Source organism: Pseudophaeobacter flagellatus (assembly GCF_021228235.1).
Lineage (GTDB): Bacteria > Pseudomonadota > Alphaproteobacteria > Rhodobacterales > Rhodobacteraceae > Pseudophaeobacter > Pseudophaeobacter flagellatus.
This window is the reverse complement of sequence record NZ_JAJQRG010000006.1, coordinates 15,324-29,138: the sequence shown is the minus strand read 5'-3', so window position 1 is coordinate 29,138 and position 13,815 is coordinate 15,324. Positions and strand designations below refer to the sequence as shown.

Here is a 13,815-nt window from a genome sequence, read left to right as displayed (position 1 = left end):
GTGATCGCAAAGGCCTTCGTCACAGTTCGCTCACATCTTTACCGCCTAGGCAGGCAGCAGGGTCTCGGGCATTGAGCTTCAGGGCTGCCCTTCCGTTACGACCCACTCAAGGTAACGGGGAATACATATCAAGCGCCTCCAGTCGTCCGCACACTTGATACGGACGCGGTTAGGCTGCGTCGTGCCGGTCTCCTGTATCGATCAGGTCAATGTCAGCATCGGCGTTGAAGCCGTTTGGCGAGAAGAGGTCCGAAACCATGCGCTGCATGGTCCAGAGTTGTTTTTCAGAAGGGTTCCAGGTGGGTCTCTTTGACTGCCTCAAGATCGAGCGGGCAAAGTTGGCTTCCCATTCACTGGAAGCCTGCTTTGCAACGGTATTCATGTAGAACAGCAGCTCTTCGAGGGGGCGAGCGGTCATCATTGAACCCGCTCCCCTTTGGCAACACCGAACACGGCAAGCGTTGCCACCTCGTAGGCGGTGTCTTTGTCCAGGCTCATCAAAGCCGCATAGGTCAGTCCAGCCCGTTCCTTTTTGGAAAGGCGGGCCAACAAAATCAGCGAGAGCTTATTCCAGGCGCAGGGGGTGCCCAGAGTCAGGGCGTAGCCAATGGACCGCGCGACTTTCTTATGGGTAGCTTTGCCAAATTGTGACATTGCCGAACGCCGTTTCGGGGCTTCGGAAATGTTCGCCAAGCGGCGAATATTCTGTGTGTTTTCAAGGGGCGGATTTTTTGAGTTCGGCAGGCTAACCCGCTGTTTTAAATTAGGGTATTGGGTTCTCCACGGCTCGCCATTTCTTCCCATTGCCAATTGGGCATAAGTGTGTGAATTCAGCTTGTTTCATGCGAATTCCTGTCAAGAAGTTTGTCATTGCACTTCTAGCCCTTCAACCTTCACGATCTGTGCGTTTTTGCTGATAAGAAATTGGCCCCATCATAGAAGACCGGCGCATGCTCTTCCCGCGACTTCGTTGTTTCTTGCCTGCAACATGGGCTGAGAGGTGTCACTCTAAGACCGCTTCTACCTCATTGCGGAGATAAACCGACCCATAATCTTCTCCATTTGGTGCAAAGATTTCCACTCCGGCTGCTCTCAGCTTCCCCAGCAATATCTTCCGATGTTGACCAAATTTTTGCTCCATCGTCGCCGGGGTCATAAAGCGCTTGTGAAACTGGGCGATGTCGTCGGCAGAGAGGTAAGATTGGTCAGGGCCTCCCTTCGGGTGTGGCGTAAGGGTTTCAGGGGTATGGCCCCCTGCCGCGAGTTTTTTAAACCAGCCAGATGTTCGAATGCCAACTGACCGGCCAAATGCAGAAGCCGTTAGAAACCCTTGATCCGTGACCTTTTGTTTTGCTGGTCGCATGCCATTGATTTCTGCCTTCAAAACACAGAAGCCAGCATAGCCTTCAACGTTAGGGTAATGTCCGAGCTGAAGTTCACCATTGCGTAGGGCTTCGATGATCTTCCCAACCCGCAAACCTGTGCGCTTTCTTGCCTGCTGAATACTTTCCCATTTAGTGCTAGTAGGCGCCACAGGTTGCGCAATTCCCAAGAGCTCTTCCACCAATGCAATACCGTCGGATATGCGCCAAGGAGAGTTAATCGTTGCAACCTGGATCCGAGGTTTTATCACACCGTCCTCTGCGAGTGATTTGAATTGCATACGGGTTGCCCCCATTTCGTGCTGCATTCTCGCGGGACCAACCAAAGTCGGCACTTCTGCCAGTAGATCGGCATAGGCTACAGCGTCAAACGTCTTCCGAGAGACCGGCCGTTGATCGTCGGCAGTAATAGCCCCGGCATCTACTAGAAACTGTTCAAGCAGGGCAGGTCCAATCTTGGCTTCTTGAGCAGCGGTACCAACAGAATGCAATTTCCTCGTAGGTTGGAAGTATCCGAGAACGGTTTCACCGGGCGCTATTGGCCAGTGATCAAGGATGCAGTCTCTCATGATTTTCCGAAAGGGAACAAAATCCTCTTTGGCTAGGTGAAATTGCGCCAACTCCACGTACAGTTTTCCAAAGGCTTTGTGAGGCTCGTCGGTATTCCCGCTCGCGAGTGAGACCAATGCATCCAATGCTTCCCGGATTTCAACCTCACCACAGCGAGCGATATTGAAGCCGAGGGCTTGGCCATGCCTAATCTGAGCCTCTTCGCCTAAGTCGGATGTATCTTCCAATCGTAAAAGTTCTGCTCCCAAAAGGGTGCAGAACTTCGTTGCTGCATAGAGTGACTGACCAGCGAGCCATGTGTCGTCTGTCCCAGTCGCAAGACGTGTGTCGAGCCAAATATCATAGGGCGAGGGAGCTGTGCGAGGTTGTTCGAGTTTCCTAGCCAGAATGGCATCTTTGATATCCTCAAACCGTGATGAAAGATCATACCTTTCCTCGGGGCGATTATACTCCCAAAGCGGAACCAAAGGGTGTTGGTGATCGACGCAGAGGCTGCAGCGCAGCTTCACCAGACCGGCCATTCGTGCATCGCGCAGCATTTTCGGAGGGTGAAGGTCGGCAGCGCGGGACCCAAGCGGCGCTTTCTGTCGACAACCGTAAGATCAGCTTTGGAACATTGTATCGATTTCAGTATGTGCTTATCTCTCTTCTCGAGGAGCCGCATAGTGTTTGGTAGAATGGTTAGACTGTTTTGCAGGGTAAAATTTCAGTTCCTCGGATCGTGGCGGTAGCCTGCCTCTAGAACGAACACTTAAAGGACCTATAGCCCATGCAAGGGATCAACATCCTGAAGCAATTTTCTGATGCATTCCTGCTCATCACATTTGTGTGGCTATGGCTGAGCCTTCTGCTGCTATCGCTTAAGACATGGAGAACAAAAAGAAACTGGCAGTGGCGTTGGATCCCAGTTAGTGAGCAATTGCTGATGTCGAATGAAATGTTTGCATCGAAAAAGTACAAACGAGAGCGGACGTGAGTAGGCTACGCCTTGATGTGGTTTGTTACCACATTGATGACTTGGGGTGGTGTTTCAATCACAAATGCAGTTTTGACATGACACTCGAAGGTGACGTTCTTGGCCATGCGAGTCCCTCGATTGCCACTAAGGGGGCATTTGTGCAAAGCGCAGCAACATACAACATGGGCTCAGATCAGACCTCTGAGGCGGCGCAGTACACTATGATATGATGGCGTGTCAACGTCGGGTTGTCGTTCTGGGAGGGCATGGCGGATCGGAGGATTAGTCATGGAAACGTCAAACCTACCTGCCATTCGCGCACTTCGCCCCGCATGGAACAAGGGCCGCATCGTCGGTCAGAAGCGGCCACTGAAACCAAAACACGTCTGGGCGATCAGGGTTCGTCTCGAGCTGGCCGAGAACCACCGCGATCTCGCTCTTTTCAACATGTCGATTGACAGCAAACTTCGCGGCTGCGATCTGGTGAAGATGAAGGTCGTCGACGTCATGGCGTCCGGCCAAATCAAAGAGCGCGCTTCCGTCCTACAAAGCAAAACTCAGAAGCCGGTACGTTTCGAGATTTCCGAAGGCACGCGTGCCTCTGTCAAGAAGTGGATGGAGGATGAGCTCATGGTCGGCTCAGAGTATCTGTGGCCAGGTAGGTTCCATGAGCGCCTGCACATCTCGACCCGCCAGTATGCGCGGATCGTCCGGGATTGGGTGACTTCGATCGGCCTTGAGGTTAGCGCCTATGGGACGCATTCAATGCGGCGAACTAAGGTAACGCAAATCTATAAGAAGACCGGCAACCTCCGCGCTGTTCAGCTTCTGCTTGGTCACACCAAGATGGACAGTACAGTCCGGTATCTTGGGGTCGAACTTGAAGATGCTTTGGCCATTGCTGAAGCCATTGAAATTTAACGCCTCTGGGCCGCTTTTACAGGCGGCCCTTTCCAGTCATTCGAGGTGCCGATCTTCGCCGCTGCGCAGCCTTACCGGAGCTGGCTTTCGCTGCCGCTGCAAAGCTTGATGCGCGCGAATTTACTAAGTTTGGTGTTCTTGCCAGCGTGTCCGGGTGGGGTAACTTCATGTGCGGCGAGTGATGGGGCGCCGCCTGAAGCCCTCGTCCACATCCAGCTGTGCTATTCGATGTCGCGCGCGACACGGAAACCGATGTGGTTGGATCCAAGCCCACGTTCCGCTGACTGACGTCCGGACGGGCGGTATCGTCTGCAGTATCTGGGCGCACAAAGCCAGGAGCCCCCCTTGACTACCTTGTGGGCGCCGATATCAGATGGCCCAAACTGAGCCGCCAGCGCCTCGGACGGACCGATCGGGTCAATCTGGTTGACACGTGGATGGGCTGGCACCCACCAGTCCGAGACGTACTCCCAAACGTTCCCGATCATGTCGTGGAGGCCATAGTTGTTCGCAGGGAAAGACGCAACGGGCGACGTGCCGTGATGCCCGTCGAGCTCGAGGTCGCTGCTTGGGAACGTGCCCTGCCAGCTGTTTGCCTTCCATCCCGAATCTGGGTCGTAGGGCTCGTCCCAATTATTGTCCTTGCGTCCCCCACGCGCTGCGAATTCCCATTCGGCTTCCGTCGGCAGCCGACCGCCAGCCCATTCAGCATAGGCCGCCGCATCCTCCGGGGATACCTGCACAACAGGGCGATCCCCCAGCGTCGCAATGGAACTATCAGGACCAGTCGGGTGACGCCAGTTTGCACCAGGAACGTAACGCCACCAGGCAGTCGCGTCATCGAGTTCCGTCGGTTCCGACGGCTGCGCGAACACCATGGAGCCAGGCTGCAGAAGAAGCGCCGGCCAATTCGGATGGTCGGCGGGGGCCAGCGAGCGCTCGGCTGTGGTGACATATCCAGTTGCGTCGACGAATGACGCGAATTGCTCGTTCGTGACTTCCGTGGCTGATATCTCGAACGGACCGACCTCAACCCACCGGACCGGCTGTTCTTCCCTGTAATGGTTGGCCGATCCCATCTGGAACCGGCCTCCCTCAATCCGCACCAACTCAGCGGCGTCGGCTTCAATGCCAACGACACACAAGATTGACAGCAAGAGTGATCCCGAGCGCGTCATAAAGGAATTCCTGATTTAGAACATTGCCCGGAGAGACGCACGTTACTGCATCCCCTTGCTGATGAAATCCTCGACGATGTTGGACATGTCGAAGGACGTGCCACCCTGCACAGGAGGGTATTCCGCAAGGCTTTGAAGATGCTCTTGCATCAGCACGTTCATCGGTTGGAAAAGCCATGAAACCTTCTGCAACATATGCGCTTGGGCGCTCAGGTCATCGTAGCTCTCATACGGATCGGCGCGCAGGTTGTAGATTGGCGGAAAGGCCTGCGCTTGGATCGGGGCGTAGTAATCCTCCTTGGTTGAGAAATGCATCTTCCAGGGGCCCATACGAACCGCCATGATCCGGTTCTCGTAATAATGGAAGATGTGCCGACGGGCCGACTCCTCTGTCTCGCCAAGCCAGTAGGGAAGATTGTTCACGCCGTCGATTGGTTGGTCCATTGTCTCGAGGACGTGATCGGTCACGTTCTCGATGCCGGCTGCGGCGGCAAGCGACGTGAACATGTCCTCATGCGACTGGATTCCGTTGAGAACTGTCCCTTCGGGCAGCGCGCCGGGCCAGCGGATCATGGATGGGACGCGGATGCCTCCCTCGTAGGTCGTCATCTTTTCGCCGCGGAACGGCGTGGTGCCGCCATGTGGCCACGACGAATGCTCTGGGCCGTTGTCGGTCGAATACCAGACAATGGTGTTGTCGGTCAGACCATTGTCATCGAGCCAATCAAGCACGAGGCCGATATCCTGATCGTGCTGAAGCATGCCCGACCCATAGTAGTCGTACTCGCTGGTGTATTCTTCGGCGGCATAACGCCACTCGTCATTGAGCCGGGTATAAAGGTGCATGCGGCTCGTGTTCAGCCAGACGAAGAAGGGCTCCTCCGCTTCAGCGGCACCTGCCATGAAGTCGAGTGCCTTCGGGATCATCTCGGCGGCATCGAAATCCTTCATCCTTTCCTGGGTGAGAGGTCCGGTATCCTCGATCATTTGTTTTCCGACGACCCCGAAACGGGGATTCTCGGTTTCGTCGAAGGTGTCCGTCGCGAAGCTGTGCAACACGCCGCGCGTGCCGAAGCGCTCTTCGTAGGCCTCGAGGCTGCCTGAGAATTCTTCGCCGAAGCGTTGGTAGTCCCGCTGCTCGGCCTCCTCCTGCGTATTTAGGTGATAGAGATTGCCGAAAAATTCATCGAAACCGTGAACCGTGGGAAGATGTTCGTTGCGGTCGCCGAGATGGTTCTTGCCAAATTGCCCGGTCCGGTACCCTTCTGCTTTCAGCACTTCCGCCAGCGTCGGCGATTCGTGTTGAAGTCCTAGTGGTGATCCGGGCTGTCCAACGGTGGTCATGCCCGAGCGGATCGGGTACTGGCCTGTAATGAAGGCGGCCCGGCCCGCGGTGCAACTCGGTTGCGCGTAGTGATCCGAAAACCGGATACCGTCGTGTGCGATCCGGTCGATGTTCTCCGTGCGATAGCCCATCACACCGTCTTCGTAGGAAGAGAGATTGGACCAGCCAATATCATCGCCCCAAATGACCAGGATATTGGGCCGGTCGGCCTCCTGAGCGGCGGTCCCGCCCGTAAAAGCAGCCAGAATGACTGCGGCGTATATCGACGTTCGTTTCATGTTCACTCCTTGTTGGCCTCTCGTGTCCGCGATCCATTGGACACTACCAAAGCTTGAGTATTGTTCACCTCGCATCAGGATCAAGTTGTATCAGGATTAAGCACCTTGGTCTCAGGATCAAGCATTTTTTGCCCCCGGCTTACGCCAACCAATGACTATAATGGCGTATTCCGAACGCCCGCTCGGTCTTCCCCCGCATGAACTGCTCGCATCAGCAGCGAAGGGCAGCTTCCCGTCCACGACGTCGTGTCCCAAGGAAACTTGATCTGCGCGCAAGATGGCGGCATCATAAATTGTCCGTTGTTCTACTTCGGGAATGTCGGTTGAAGGAGATTTGTTGTGTCCAGTCGTCCGCTAAAAACCGAGATAGAGAAGTATGGCAGCGCCGATTTCGAAAATTTGGTTAAAGGGCTGCATAAGAACTGCAAGTACGAAATCAGCCGTGCAAAATCCACGATTTCAAAACTCGATGGTGGCGACACGTCTTTCAACATCCATGACAAAAACGATTTCAAGTCCGATATCAACGCGATGGAAACCAGCAGAGCCAAATTTGTCGCGGTTATGAAAGCGCTGCATGGGGGCAAGAAAGTTACGGCAAAAGATATTGAAACCGCTTACGATTCCTATTGTTTCTCGCTGGAGATGCTAGGTGCCCTGACGGACAAATGGGAAACCGTGATTGCAAGCGGTGTCATCAAGACCGCGATTTCCATGATTTCGATGGTTGGCGTTTACCATGATCGGATCAAAGTCTCTGGTCCCAAACTGGAAAAAGAGCTGAAGGAACTGAAAAAGCTCTTGGACAAAGCCCAAAAGTCAAAATCCGGTAGCTATATCAAGGCGAGCTTGTCGCTGGCTTTGGATGTGGCCGTTTTGGTGTCACCGCAGGCGCGGGCGTTGTCGGCAATTTCGAAATTCGCAATTGGCGGCCTGATCGATGTCGGGTCAAATTTGCTGGTTGGCAAACCAGAGGATTTTGTCGGCACAACGTTGGGCATGACTGTTTCGGGTACTGAGCTGGAATACAAGGCACGCGGACTGACCAAGGGCGCTGATGCACTCGCCAAGGCGGGCAAGGCAATGAAAATCAGCGGTATGGTGGGATCGGCGAAAGAAATCTCGGATGCGCACAAGGCTGTTGACGAAATTAACGCCAAAATTGGGAAGGTGCGGTCCGCATTGGTGGCCAATGCCAAGTTGCTTGAGAAAGCAGCCAGTCAGGTCGAGATTGCAAAGCGCGACATACGCAATCTGGTAAAACGTTTGCAGGCCAATGCAAAAAAGGCCGATAGCTCGCGGGCGGTCTATCAAAAGATGAAAGCAGCGCGCGATAAACTTTGAACCACCATTTAACCGAACTTCAAATCGCTACACCCGGAATGTCCAGCTCGCGACGAAGAACCTAGGCTCAAATCTTTCTTCATTGACCGCTTTCACCGATTTGGGGGAAGATGCGTGCGCATGCAGCTAATGTCTACAATCCGCCCGCTTTTGAATAGCGCTGTCACAAGCCGCCAATTTCTCTACGAACACAAAACCTCTACTTGTGATCGACTGGAGTCATATCTTTGCCTTCAGGGTTTTCTAAATCCCTGCGAAACATTCCATTGATAGAAAAGTGTTCACAAGCAGATGCATAAGGGGAACCATGCATGAAGAAGATGGCACAAATCGACTTAACCACCTGTAGCGACAACGCGTTCGATATACTCGCCCGGTGTCAAAGGGCCGCCAGACAGTCACAGGTATCTCAGGCAGATATTCAAGAATTTCTTTCAGAAGCGGTTGACGGTAATCACACCCATCTTCTAGCCACCGTGTTGAAGTACTTTGAGGTATCAATGGTAGGTGCAGCAGACTGAAACTACCGAGCACTGGCATGACCGCCGGAGGGGCTCAAAGGGAAGAGGGCACGAAGAAAACAGTTGATACGGGGGGATCGCCTCCGAACATTCTAGCTGAGAGGTGTAAGCTCCTTTGAATGCTCAGCAAGGCAGCGTCTTTCGCTGTGGGGGCAGATCTTGTTTGACACCTGAGGCCTTTGCAAAATTCGACATCCAGAACGACGACGTAGAAGGCAGTCGCACTTGGGGCTCGATCTGGGCAAAAAGACCAAATGTACCGTTGAACAGGTACTCATTGCCGCCAATCCCCTTAAAAAGTGTCCCTTTGATGGGACTTATTTTTCAAGGCTTTCTCTACCCCCATGCTGAGCCTAATATCCATTCTGGTAGCTAGAATGGAGAAGCGATGATGATCGAAATTTCGGACTATCCTCAGCTTCAGGCGCTGTGCTGGTTTCGTAAGCAGCGGGGTGAGATAGATGAACAGGACGCACTTCAGATCTATGAGCGCAGCTGGCGGCATATCAATCGGCGCAAGCTAGCCGAGCCTGAAATCACGTTCATTCGTTCCCTGAAGGAACGCTATGGCGCTGCACTGATTGATATCTGACTATGCCCAAAAAACGTAAACTGACACGTTGTGAGAAACATGCGCGTCGGCATGATGTTACTATCGCGGCTCACACAGGTAACTTGAGACTGCCCAGTGCTGTGCGTGAAATCCGGGATTCACTTGGGCTGAGGGGAACGATTCCATGACCCGCGCCCCGGCTCTGTGCGCCAAGGCCATAGATCACGCTCAAATCGGTCGTCAGGTGCCCGAGCTGTGCACGCTTATGCTTCCAACGCGCATGCTTATGCTGTCGTCAAAATCCAACCTGTATGCAAGTAATTGAATTAATAATATTATTCCGGGCGTCGGGAGATTTCATCAAGTGATTCCCGCACACTTATGCCCAATTGGCAATTATTTGTGCAACTGCCGCGCATCTGTTGCGAGCGGACGGCTAGCAACTATATGCGTTGGGCATGCCGACAGCACCGCTTTGGATGTGATGTGCTGGCCAGTTGGCGGTGCGGGTCAGTGCGTCGTGCGATTGCTTGAAGTCAGGGGCAGCTGCATAAAGACGCTTTGCGGGTCTTCCACATAGCTGCCAAAGGGGGGGCAATAGTCATAGCCCAGCCCTTCATAGAGTGCGCGGGCGGCGTCATAGCCGGGGCAGAGCGGCGAGCCGGTTTCCAGAACCAACGCCAAAAAGCCGACGTCCTGGGCGACCTGTGCCAGGTACTGCATCAACTGGCGGGCCAGACCCTGGCCTCGCGCGGACTGGCTGACAAAGACGGATTTCACTTCGGCACGGCCATCGGGTAGCGCTTTGAGCGCGCCACAGCCGAGCGGGGTGCCCGCATGATATGCGGCAAAGAACTGGATGTCGGGATGGCACAGATCAGCGATCCCAAAGGTGTGATCGCTGGCCGCCGGGGCTGTCGCGGCGCCATGTCTCTGATTGCCTAGGATCAACGGGTGCAGATCAGGGTTGGCCGGGTCTGCGGCGCGGATCTCTATCTGGTTAGGGCGGGTCAATGGGTCCAGGGGACACGCCGGTTGGTGGCGAAATTCTCGCCATAGCCGCCGGGGCGCAGATTGGCCTTGCGTGGCTTGGGCTCGACCACCTCGACGTCAATGCCGTGATCTTTGGCATATTCCAATGCCGCTTCTTTGGTGTCAAAACGCAGGCGTACCTGAGTTTGGGTGTCGCTGGAGGAGGTCCAGCCCATCAGCGGGTCCACTTCGCGGGCGCTGGCCTGGGCGTAGTCCAACACCCATTTGCGGGTCTTGGCCATACCAGAGGTCATGGCGTTTCGGGCTGGCCGGTAAATCCGCGCTCGCATGGGGGTCTCCTCGTGACTCGTCCTTGGCTATATATGCGCCGAATGGGCATTTGCCACAAGATGACAAATCCAGCGTATTCAACCCGTTTTGCACCGCTGCAACAGACGCAGTGGCAGAATCGCGAGAAATGCCCTTGAACAAGAACAAAAACAGACCAAGATCAGCACACAAAAGCAGGAGAGCCGGATGCCCTATGCCCATTCAGACAAATCGCAAGCCAAGATGCCGCAGGCAGATCGCGAGCAGGTGCAGATGGCAGAGCGTGATGCGGTGCAACGCCCCAAGCTGGAAGGCGGAAAGGCCTTTGTCATGCACACAGATTTTTCCCCGGCGGGCGATCAGCCTACCGCCATTGCTGAGCTTAGCGAGGGGATAAGAGAGGGCGAGCGCAATCAGGTGCTGTTGGGGGCGACGGGCACCGGCAAGACCTTTACCATGGCCAAGGTCATCGAAGAGACCCAGCGCCCGGCGATCATACTGGCCCCGAACAAGACCCTGGCGGCGCAGCTTTACGGCGAATTCAAAGGCTTCTTTCCGGACAACGCCGTTGAATACTTCGTCTCGTTTTATGACTACTACCAGCCAGAGGCCTATGTGGCGCGCTCGGATACCTTTATTGAAAAGGAAAGCCAGATCAACGAGCAGATCGACCGGATGCGCCACTCGGCCACCCGTGCCCTGCTGGAACGCGACGATGTGATCATCATTGCCTCGGTCAGCTGCATCTATGGTATCGGCTCGGTTGAGACCTATTCGGCGATGACCCAGGATCTGAAGGTTGGCAATGACTACGACCAGCGCCAGGTGATGGCGGATCTGGTGGCGCAGCAATACAAACGCAATGATCAGGCCTTTCAGCGCGGCTCATTCCGAGTGCGCGGCGACACGCTTGAAATCTTTCCTGCCCACCTGGAGGATCGCGCCTGGAAGCTGTCCTTCTTTGGTGAAGAGTTGGAATCCATCACCGAATTCGATCCACTGACAGGTGAACGTACTGGTAGCTTCGAACAGATCCGTGTCTATGCGAATTCGCACTATGTGACGCCAAAACCGACTCTTAATCAGGCGGTTATTTCGATCAAGCAAGAGCTGCGCAAACGTCTCGATCAATTCAATGGAGAAGGTAAGCTGCTGGAGGCGCAGCGGCTGGAACAGCGCTGCAATTTCGATATCGAAATGCTGGAGGCGGCTGGCCATTGCAACGGGATCGAGAACTATTCGCGCTATCTGACCGGGCGTGGCCCGGGCGAGCCACCGCCAACCCTGTTTGAATTCATCCCGGACAATGCCATCGTCTTTGCCGATGAAAGCCATGTGTCGGTGCCGCAGATCGGCGGCATGTACAAAGGCGACTTTCGGCGTAAATCCACCCTGGCGGAACACGGCTTTCGGCTGCCATCCTGTATGGATAACCGGCCGCTAAAGTTTGAGGAATGGGACGCCATGCGGCCGCAGTCGATCTTTGTCTCGGCGACGCCTTCGGCCTGGGAAATGGACCAGGCGGGCGGGGTCTTCACCGAACAGGTGATCCGCCCCACCGGATTGCTGGAGCCTGAGATCGAAATCCGCCCGGTTAAAATGCAGGTGGATGATCTGCTGGACGAAATCCGCAAGGTCAGCGCCGATGACTTGCGCACGCTGGTGACCACGCTGACCAAACGCATGGCCGAGGATCTGACGGAATACCTGCATGAACAGGGGATCCGGGTGCGCTACATGCACTCTGACATCGACACGCTGGAACGGATCGAAATCCTGCGCGATTTGCGTCTGGGGGCTTTTGATGTGTTGATTGGCATCAACCTGCTGCGCGAGGGGTTGGATATTCCGGAATGCGGCCTGGTGGCCATTCTGGACGCTGACAAAGAAGGCTTTCTGCGCTCTGAAACATCTCTGGTGCAGACGATCGGCCGTGCGGCGCGAAATGCCGAAGGGCGCGTCATCATGTATGCCGACAAGATCACCGGCTCGATGGAACGAGCGCTGGATGAAACCAACCGCCGCCGCGCCAAACAGGTCGCCTATAACGAGGAACACGGCATCACTCCGGCGACGGTGAAGAAGAACGTCGAAGATGTTCTGGCGGGGCTGTATCAGGGCGATGTCGACATGAACCGCGTCACCGCCAGCATCGACAAGCCAATGCATGGGGCCAATCTCGAAGCGCATCTGAACGGGTTGCGCGATGAGATGCGCAAGGCGGCAGAGAACCTTGAGTTTGAAGAGGCGGCGCGCCTGCGAGATGAGGTTAAACGCCTGGAGGCGGTGGATCTGGCGGTGTCTGATGATCCGCTGGCACGACAATATGCAGTTGAAAAGGCTTCGGAAGCGGCGGTGAAATCGCGCGGCCGATCCAGCGGCGGCAAGGCGGGCACGCGGGCCTATCGGGGCAAGTCGCAAAAGAAGTTTGGCGGATGACAAAGGCCAGGCCTGTTGCGGTGATCCTCGGCGCGGCGGTGCGCCCGGATGGCTCGCCCTCGCCAACGTTGCAGCGGCGCTGCCTGCATGCGGTTTCGCTGTATCAAAAGGCGGCGGTGACTCATGTGATCTGTAGCGGTGGCCTGGGGCGTTTCGGCCCAAGCGAAGCCTCGGTGATGCGCCAGATCTGCCAGGTTCATGGGGTGCCCGACTGCGCTATCCTGGTCGAGGAAGAATCTCGCAATACGCTGGAGAATATGCAGAATATCCGGCCAATCCTGGCGGAACTGGGGGCGCCGCCCGTGCTGATCGTCACCGATTTTTATCACAGGTGGCGCGCTGCCCTGACTGCGCGCCATTTTGCGATCCCGGCCTCCATGTCCTGTCCGGAAATGTCGGGCACCAAACCGCACCGGGTGCTGATATCCTGGCTGCGAGAGATCCCGGCGCTGCTGTATTATTGCTGGAAGCTACGCCCCCGGTTTGGGCTTCCGGGTGGGCGCGGCACAGGTTAGCGGCTGACGCTGGCGCGCAGATAGTCGTGCTTGCCGTTGTCATAGACAGTGATCCGCACCATAACGCCGCCACGCACGATATCGCGCCCTGCCTCAGGCGCGATAGACCCCCGCCGGATCATGTTCTCCATCACTGCGCGGTTGGATTTGTCTGAAAATAACGGATCCCACTCATCCCCAAGCTGTGAGATGCCAAAGCGGTGATAATTGGCGCGGTCCTGCCGCAGGATCTGCCAGGGTTCGCGCAGGCGTGTGCCCTTGGAATTGTGCAGGTCATCCTGACCGATAAAGGCGATATAATCCGCCAGTATCTCATCTGCCTGCGCCACAGTGGGTCCCAGCATCAGCGCAGTCAGCATGCCCAACACTGGCTTTGAAAATCTTGTCAATCGTGGCATAAAAATCTTCCTTCCAAATCCTTCGGGAAGAGTGTTCAGCAAGATCTGGGAAAAAACAAGTGCCCCTTGCCCCTGGCCATCCGGGGGGGCAGCCCCCCCCCCGGATGTTTG

The 13,815-nt window shown here is 55.4% G+C and carries 14 protein-coding genes; 6 read left to right on the top strand and 8 right to left on the bottom strand.

The window, feature by feature from the left end; genetic code table 11:
• Positions 1 to 169: 169 nt before the first annotated feature.
• From LRK71_RS12685 to LRK71_RS12675, 3 genes are all read right to left on the bottom strand, one after another.
• A complete protein-coding gene (locus LRK71_RS12685; RefSeq protein ID WP_232404201.1) occupies positions 170 to 421 on the bottom strand; it encodes a hypothetical protein in 252 nt (83 codons plus the stop codon).
• Entirely contained in the window at positions 418 to 804 is a 387-nt protein-coding gene (locus LRK71_RS12680; RefSeq protein ID WP_232404200.1) for a hypothetical protein, read from the bottom strand. The genes LRK71_RS12685 and LRK71_RS12680 overlap by 4 nt, the downstream gene beginning before the upstream one ends.
• 199 nt (positions 805 to 1,003) lie before the next feature.
• On the bottom strand, positions 1,004 to 2,491 hold the full coding sequence (locus LRK71_RS12675; protein WP_232404199.1) for a hypothetical protein: 1,488 nt from the start codon (positions 2,489 to 2,491) through the stop codon (positions 1,004 to 1,006).
• Positions 2,492 to 3,198: 707 nt separating this feature from the next.
• Between LRK71_RS12675 and LRK71_RS12670 the strand changes: the two genes are divergently transcribed.
• Positions 3,199 to 3,831, top strand: coding sequence for a tyrosine-type recombinase/integrase (locus LRK71_RS12670; protein WP_232404198.1), 633 nt, complete (start codon positions 3,199 to 3,201; stop codon positions 3,829 to 3,831).
• A 221-nt stretch (positions 3,832 to 4,052) separates the two neighbouring features.
• Here LRK71_RS12670 and LRK71_RS12665 read toward each other — a convergent pair whose 3' ends face one another.
• The gene (locus tag LRK71_RS12665) at positions 4,053 to 5,009 is read right to left on the bottom strand and encodes a formylglycine-generating enzyme family protein (RefSeq protein WP_232404197.1); all 957 of its coding nucleotides are present in this window, start codon (positions 5,007 to 5,009) and stop codon (positions 4,053 to 4,055) included.
• Positions 5,010 to 5,051: 42 nt separating this feature from the next.
• Positions 5,052 to 6,632 (bottom strand): arylsulfatase, encoded by a 1,581-nt coding sequence (locus tag LRK71_RS12660; RefSeq protein WP_232404196.1) that lies wholly within the window; start codon positions 6,630 to 6,632, stop codon positions 5,052 to 5,054.
• 339 nt (positions 6,633 to 6,971) lie between these two features.
• Between LRK71_RS12660 and LRK71_RS12655 the strand changes: the two genes are divergently transcribed.
• The 3 genes from LRK71_RS12655 (at position 6,972) to LRK71_RS12645 (ending at position 9,089) form a co-directional block, all read left to right on the top strand.
• Positions 6,972 to 7,976 carry a hypothetical protein gene (locus tag LRK71_RS12655; RefSeq protein WP_232404195.1) on the top strand — a complete coding sequence of 335 codons (1,005 nt, stop codon included), beginning with the start codon at positions 6,972 to 6,974 and terminating at the stop codon, positions 7,974 to 7,976.
• A gap of 311 nt (positions 7,977 to 8,287) precedes the next feature.
• A complete protein-coding gene (locus LRK71_RS12650) occupies positions 8,288 to 8,497 on the top strand; it encodes a hypothetical protein (RefSeq protein WP_232404194.1) in 210 nt (69 codons plus the stop codon).
• A 391-nt stretch (positions 8,498 to 8,888) separates the two neighbouring features.
• Positions 8,889 to 9,089, top strand: a complete 201-nt coding sequence (locus LRK71_RS12645) for a hypothetical protein (protein ID WP_232404193.1) — start codon at positions 8,889 to 8,891, stop codon at positions 9,087 to 9,089.
• Positions 9,090 to 9,560: 471 nt separating this feature from the next.
• On the opposite strand, the gene LRK71_RS12640 is transcribed toward LRK71_RS12645, so the two are convergent.
• A complete protein-coding gene (locus LRK71_RS12640) occupies positions 9,561 to 10,064 on the bottom strand; it encodes a GNAT family N-acetyltransferase (RefSeq protein ID WP_232404192.1) in 504 nt (167 codons plus the stop codon).
• On the bottom strand, positions 10,061 to 10,372 hold the full coding sequence (locus LRK71_RS12635; protein WP_232404191.1) for an ETC complex I subunit: 312 nt from the start codon (positions 10,370 to 10,372) through the stop codon (positions 10,061 to 10,063). The genes LRK71_RS12640 and LRK71_RS12635 overlap by 4 nt, the downstream gene beginning before the upstream one ends.
• A 187-nt stretch (positions 10,373 to 10,559) precedes the next feature.
• Here LRK71_RS12635 and uvrB point away from each other — a divergent pair, with 187 nt between their 5' ends.
• The gene (uvrB, locus tag LRK71_RS12630; RefSeq protein ID WP_232404190.1) at positions 10,560 to 12,791 is read left to right on the top strand and encodes an excinuclease ABC subunit UvrB; all 2,232 of its coding nucleotides are present in this window, start codon (positions 10,560 to 10,562) and stop codon (positions 12,789 to 12,791) included.
• A complete protein-coding gene (locus LRK71_RS12625; RefSeq protein ID WP_232404189.1) occupies positions 12,788 to 13,306 on the top strand; it encodes a YdcF family protein in 519 nt (172 codons plus the stop codon). Before uvrB ends, LRK71_RS12625 begins: the two co-directional genes overlap by 4 nt.
• Here the strand turns inward: LRK71_RS12625 and LRK71_RS12620 are convergent.
• Positions 13,303 to 13,704, bottom strand: a complete 402-nt coding sequence (locus LRK71_RS12620; RefSeq protein WP_232404188.1) for a hypothetical protein — start codon at positions 13,702 to 13,704, stop codon at positions 13,303 to 13,305. The genes LRK71_RS12625 and LRK71_RS12620 overlap by 4 nt on opposite strands.
• Positions 13,705 to 13,815: the final 111 nt, after the last annotated feature.

Excerpts from the sequence above, each read along its gene's own strand:
- LRK71_RS12685 (WP_232404201.1), bottom strand. The coding sequence starts at position 421 with ATGATGACCGCTCGCCCCCTCGAAGAGCTGCTGTTCTACATGAATACC.
- LRK71_RS12680 (WP_232404200.1), bottom strand. The coding sequence starts at position 804 with ATGGGAAGAAATGGCGAGCCGTGGAGAACCCAATACCCTAATTTAAAA.
- LRK71_RS12675 (WP_232404199.1), bottom strand. The coding sequence starts at position 2,491 with ATGCTGCGCGATGCACGAATGGCCGGTCTGGTGAAGCTGCGCTGCAGC.
- LRK71_RS12670 (WP_232404198.1), top strand. The coding sequence starts at position 3,199 with ATGGAAACGTCAAACCTACCTGCCATTCGCGCACTTCGCCCCGCATGG.
- LRK71_RS12665 (WP_232404197.1), bottom strand. The coding sequence starts at position 5,009 with ATGACGCGCTCGGGATCACTCTTGCTGTCAATCTTGTGTGTCGTTGGC.
- LRK71_RS12660 (WP_232404196.1), bottom strand. The coding sequence starts at position 6,632 with ATGAAACGAACGTCGATATACGCCGCAGTCATTCTGGCTGCTTTTACG.
- LRK71_RS12650 (WP_232404194.1), top strand. The coding sequence starts at position 8,288 with ATGAAGAAGATGGCACAAATCGACTTAACCACCTGTAGCGACAACGCG.
- LRK71_RS12645 (WP_232404193.1), top strand. The coding sequence starts at position 8,889 with ATGATCGAAATTTCGGACTATCCTCAGCTTCAGGCGCTGTGCTGGTTT.
- LRK71_RS12635 (WP_232404191.1), bottom strand. The coding sequence starts at position 10,372 with ATGCGAGCGCGGATTTACCGGCCAGCCCGAAACGCCATGACCTCTGGT.
- uvrB (WP_232404190.1), top strand. The coding sequence starts at position 10,560 with ATGCCCTATGCCCATTCAGACAAATCGCAAGCCAAGATGCCGCAGGCA.
- LRK71_RS12625 (WP_232404189.1), top strand. The coding sequence starts at position 12,788 with ATGACAAAGGCCAGGCCTGTTGCGGTGATCCTCGGCGCGGCGGTGCGC.
- LRK71_RS12620 (WP_232404188.1), bottom strand. The coding sequence starts at position 13,704 with ATGCCACGATTGACAAGATTTTCAAAGCCAGTGTTGGGCATGCTGACT.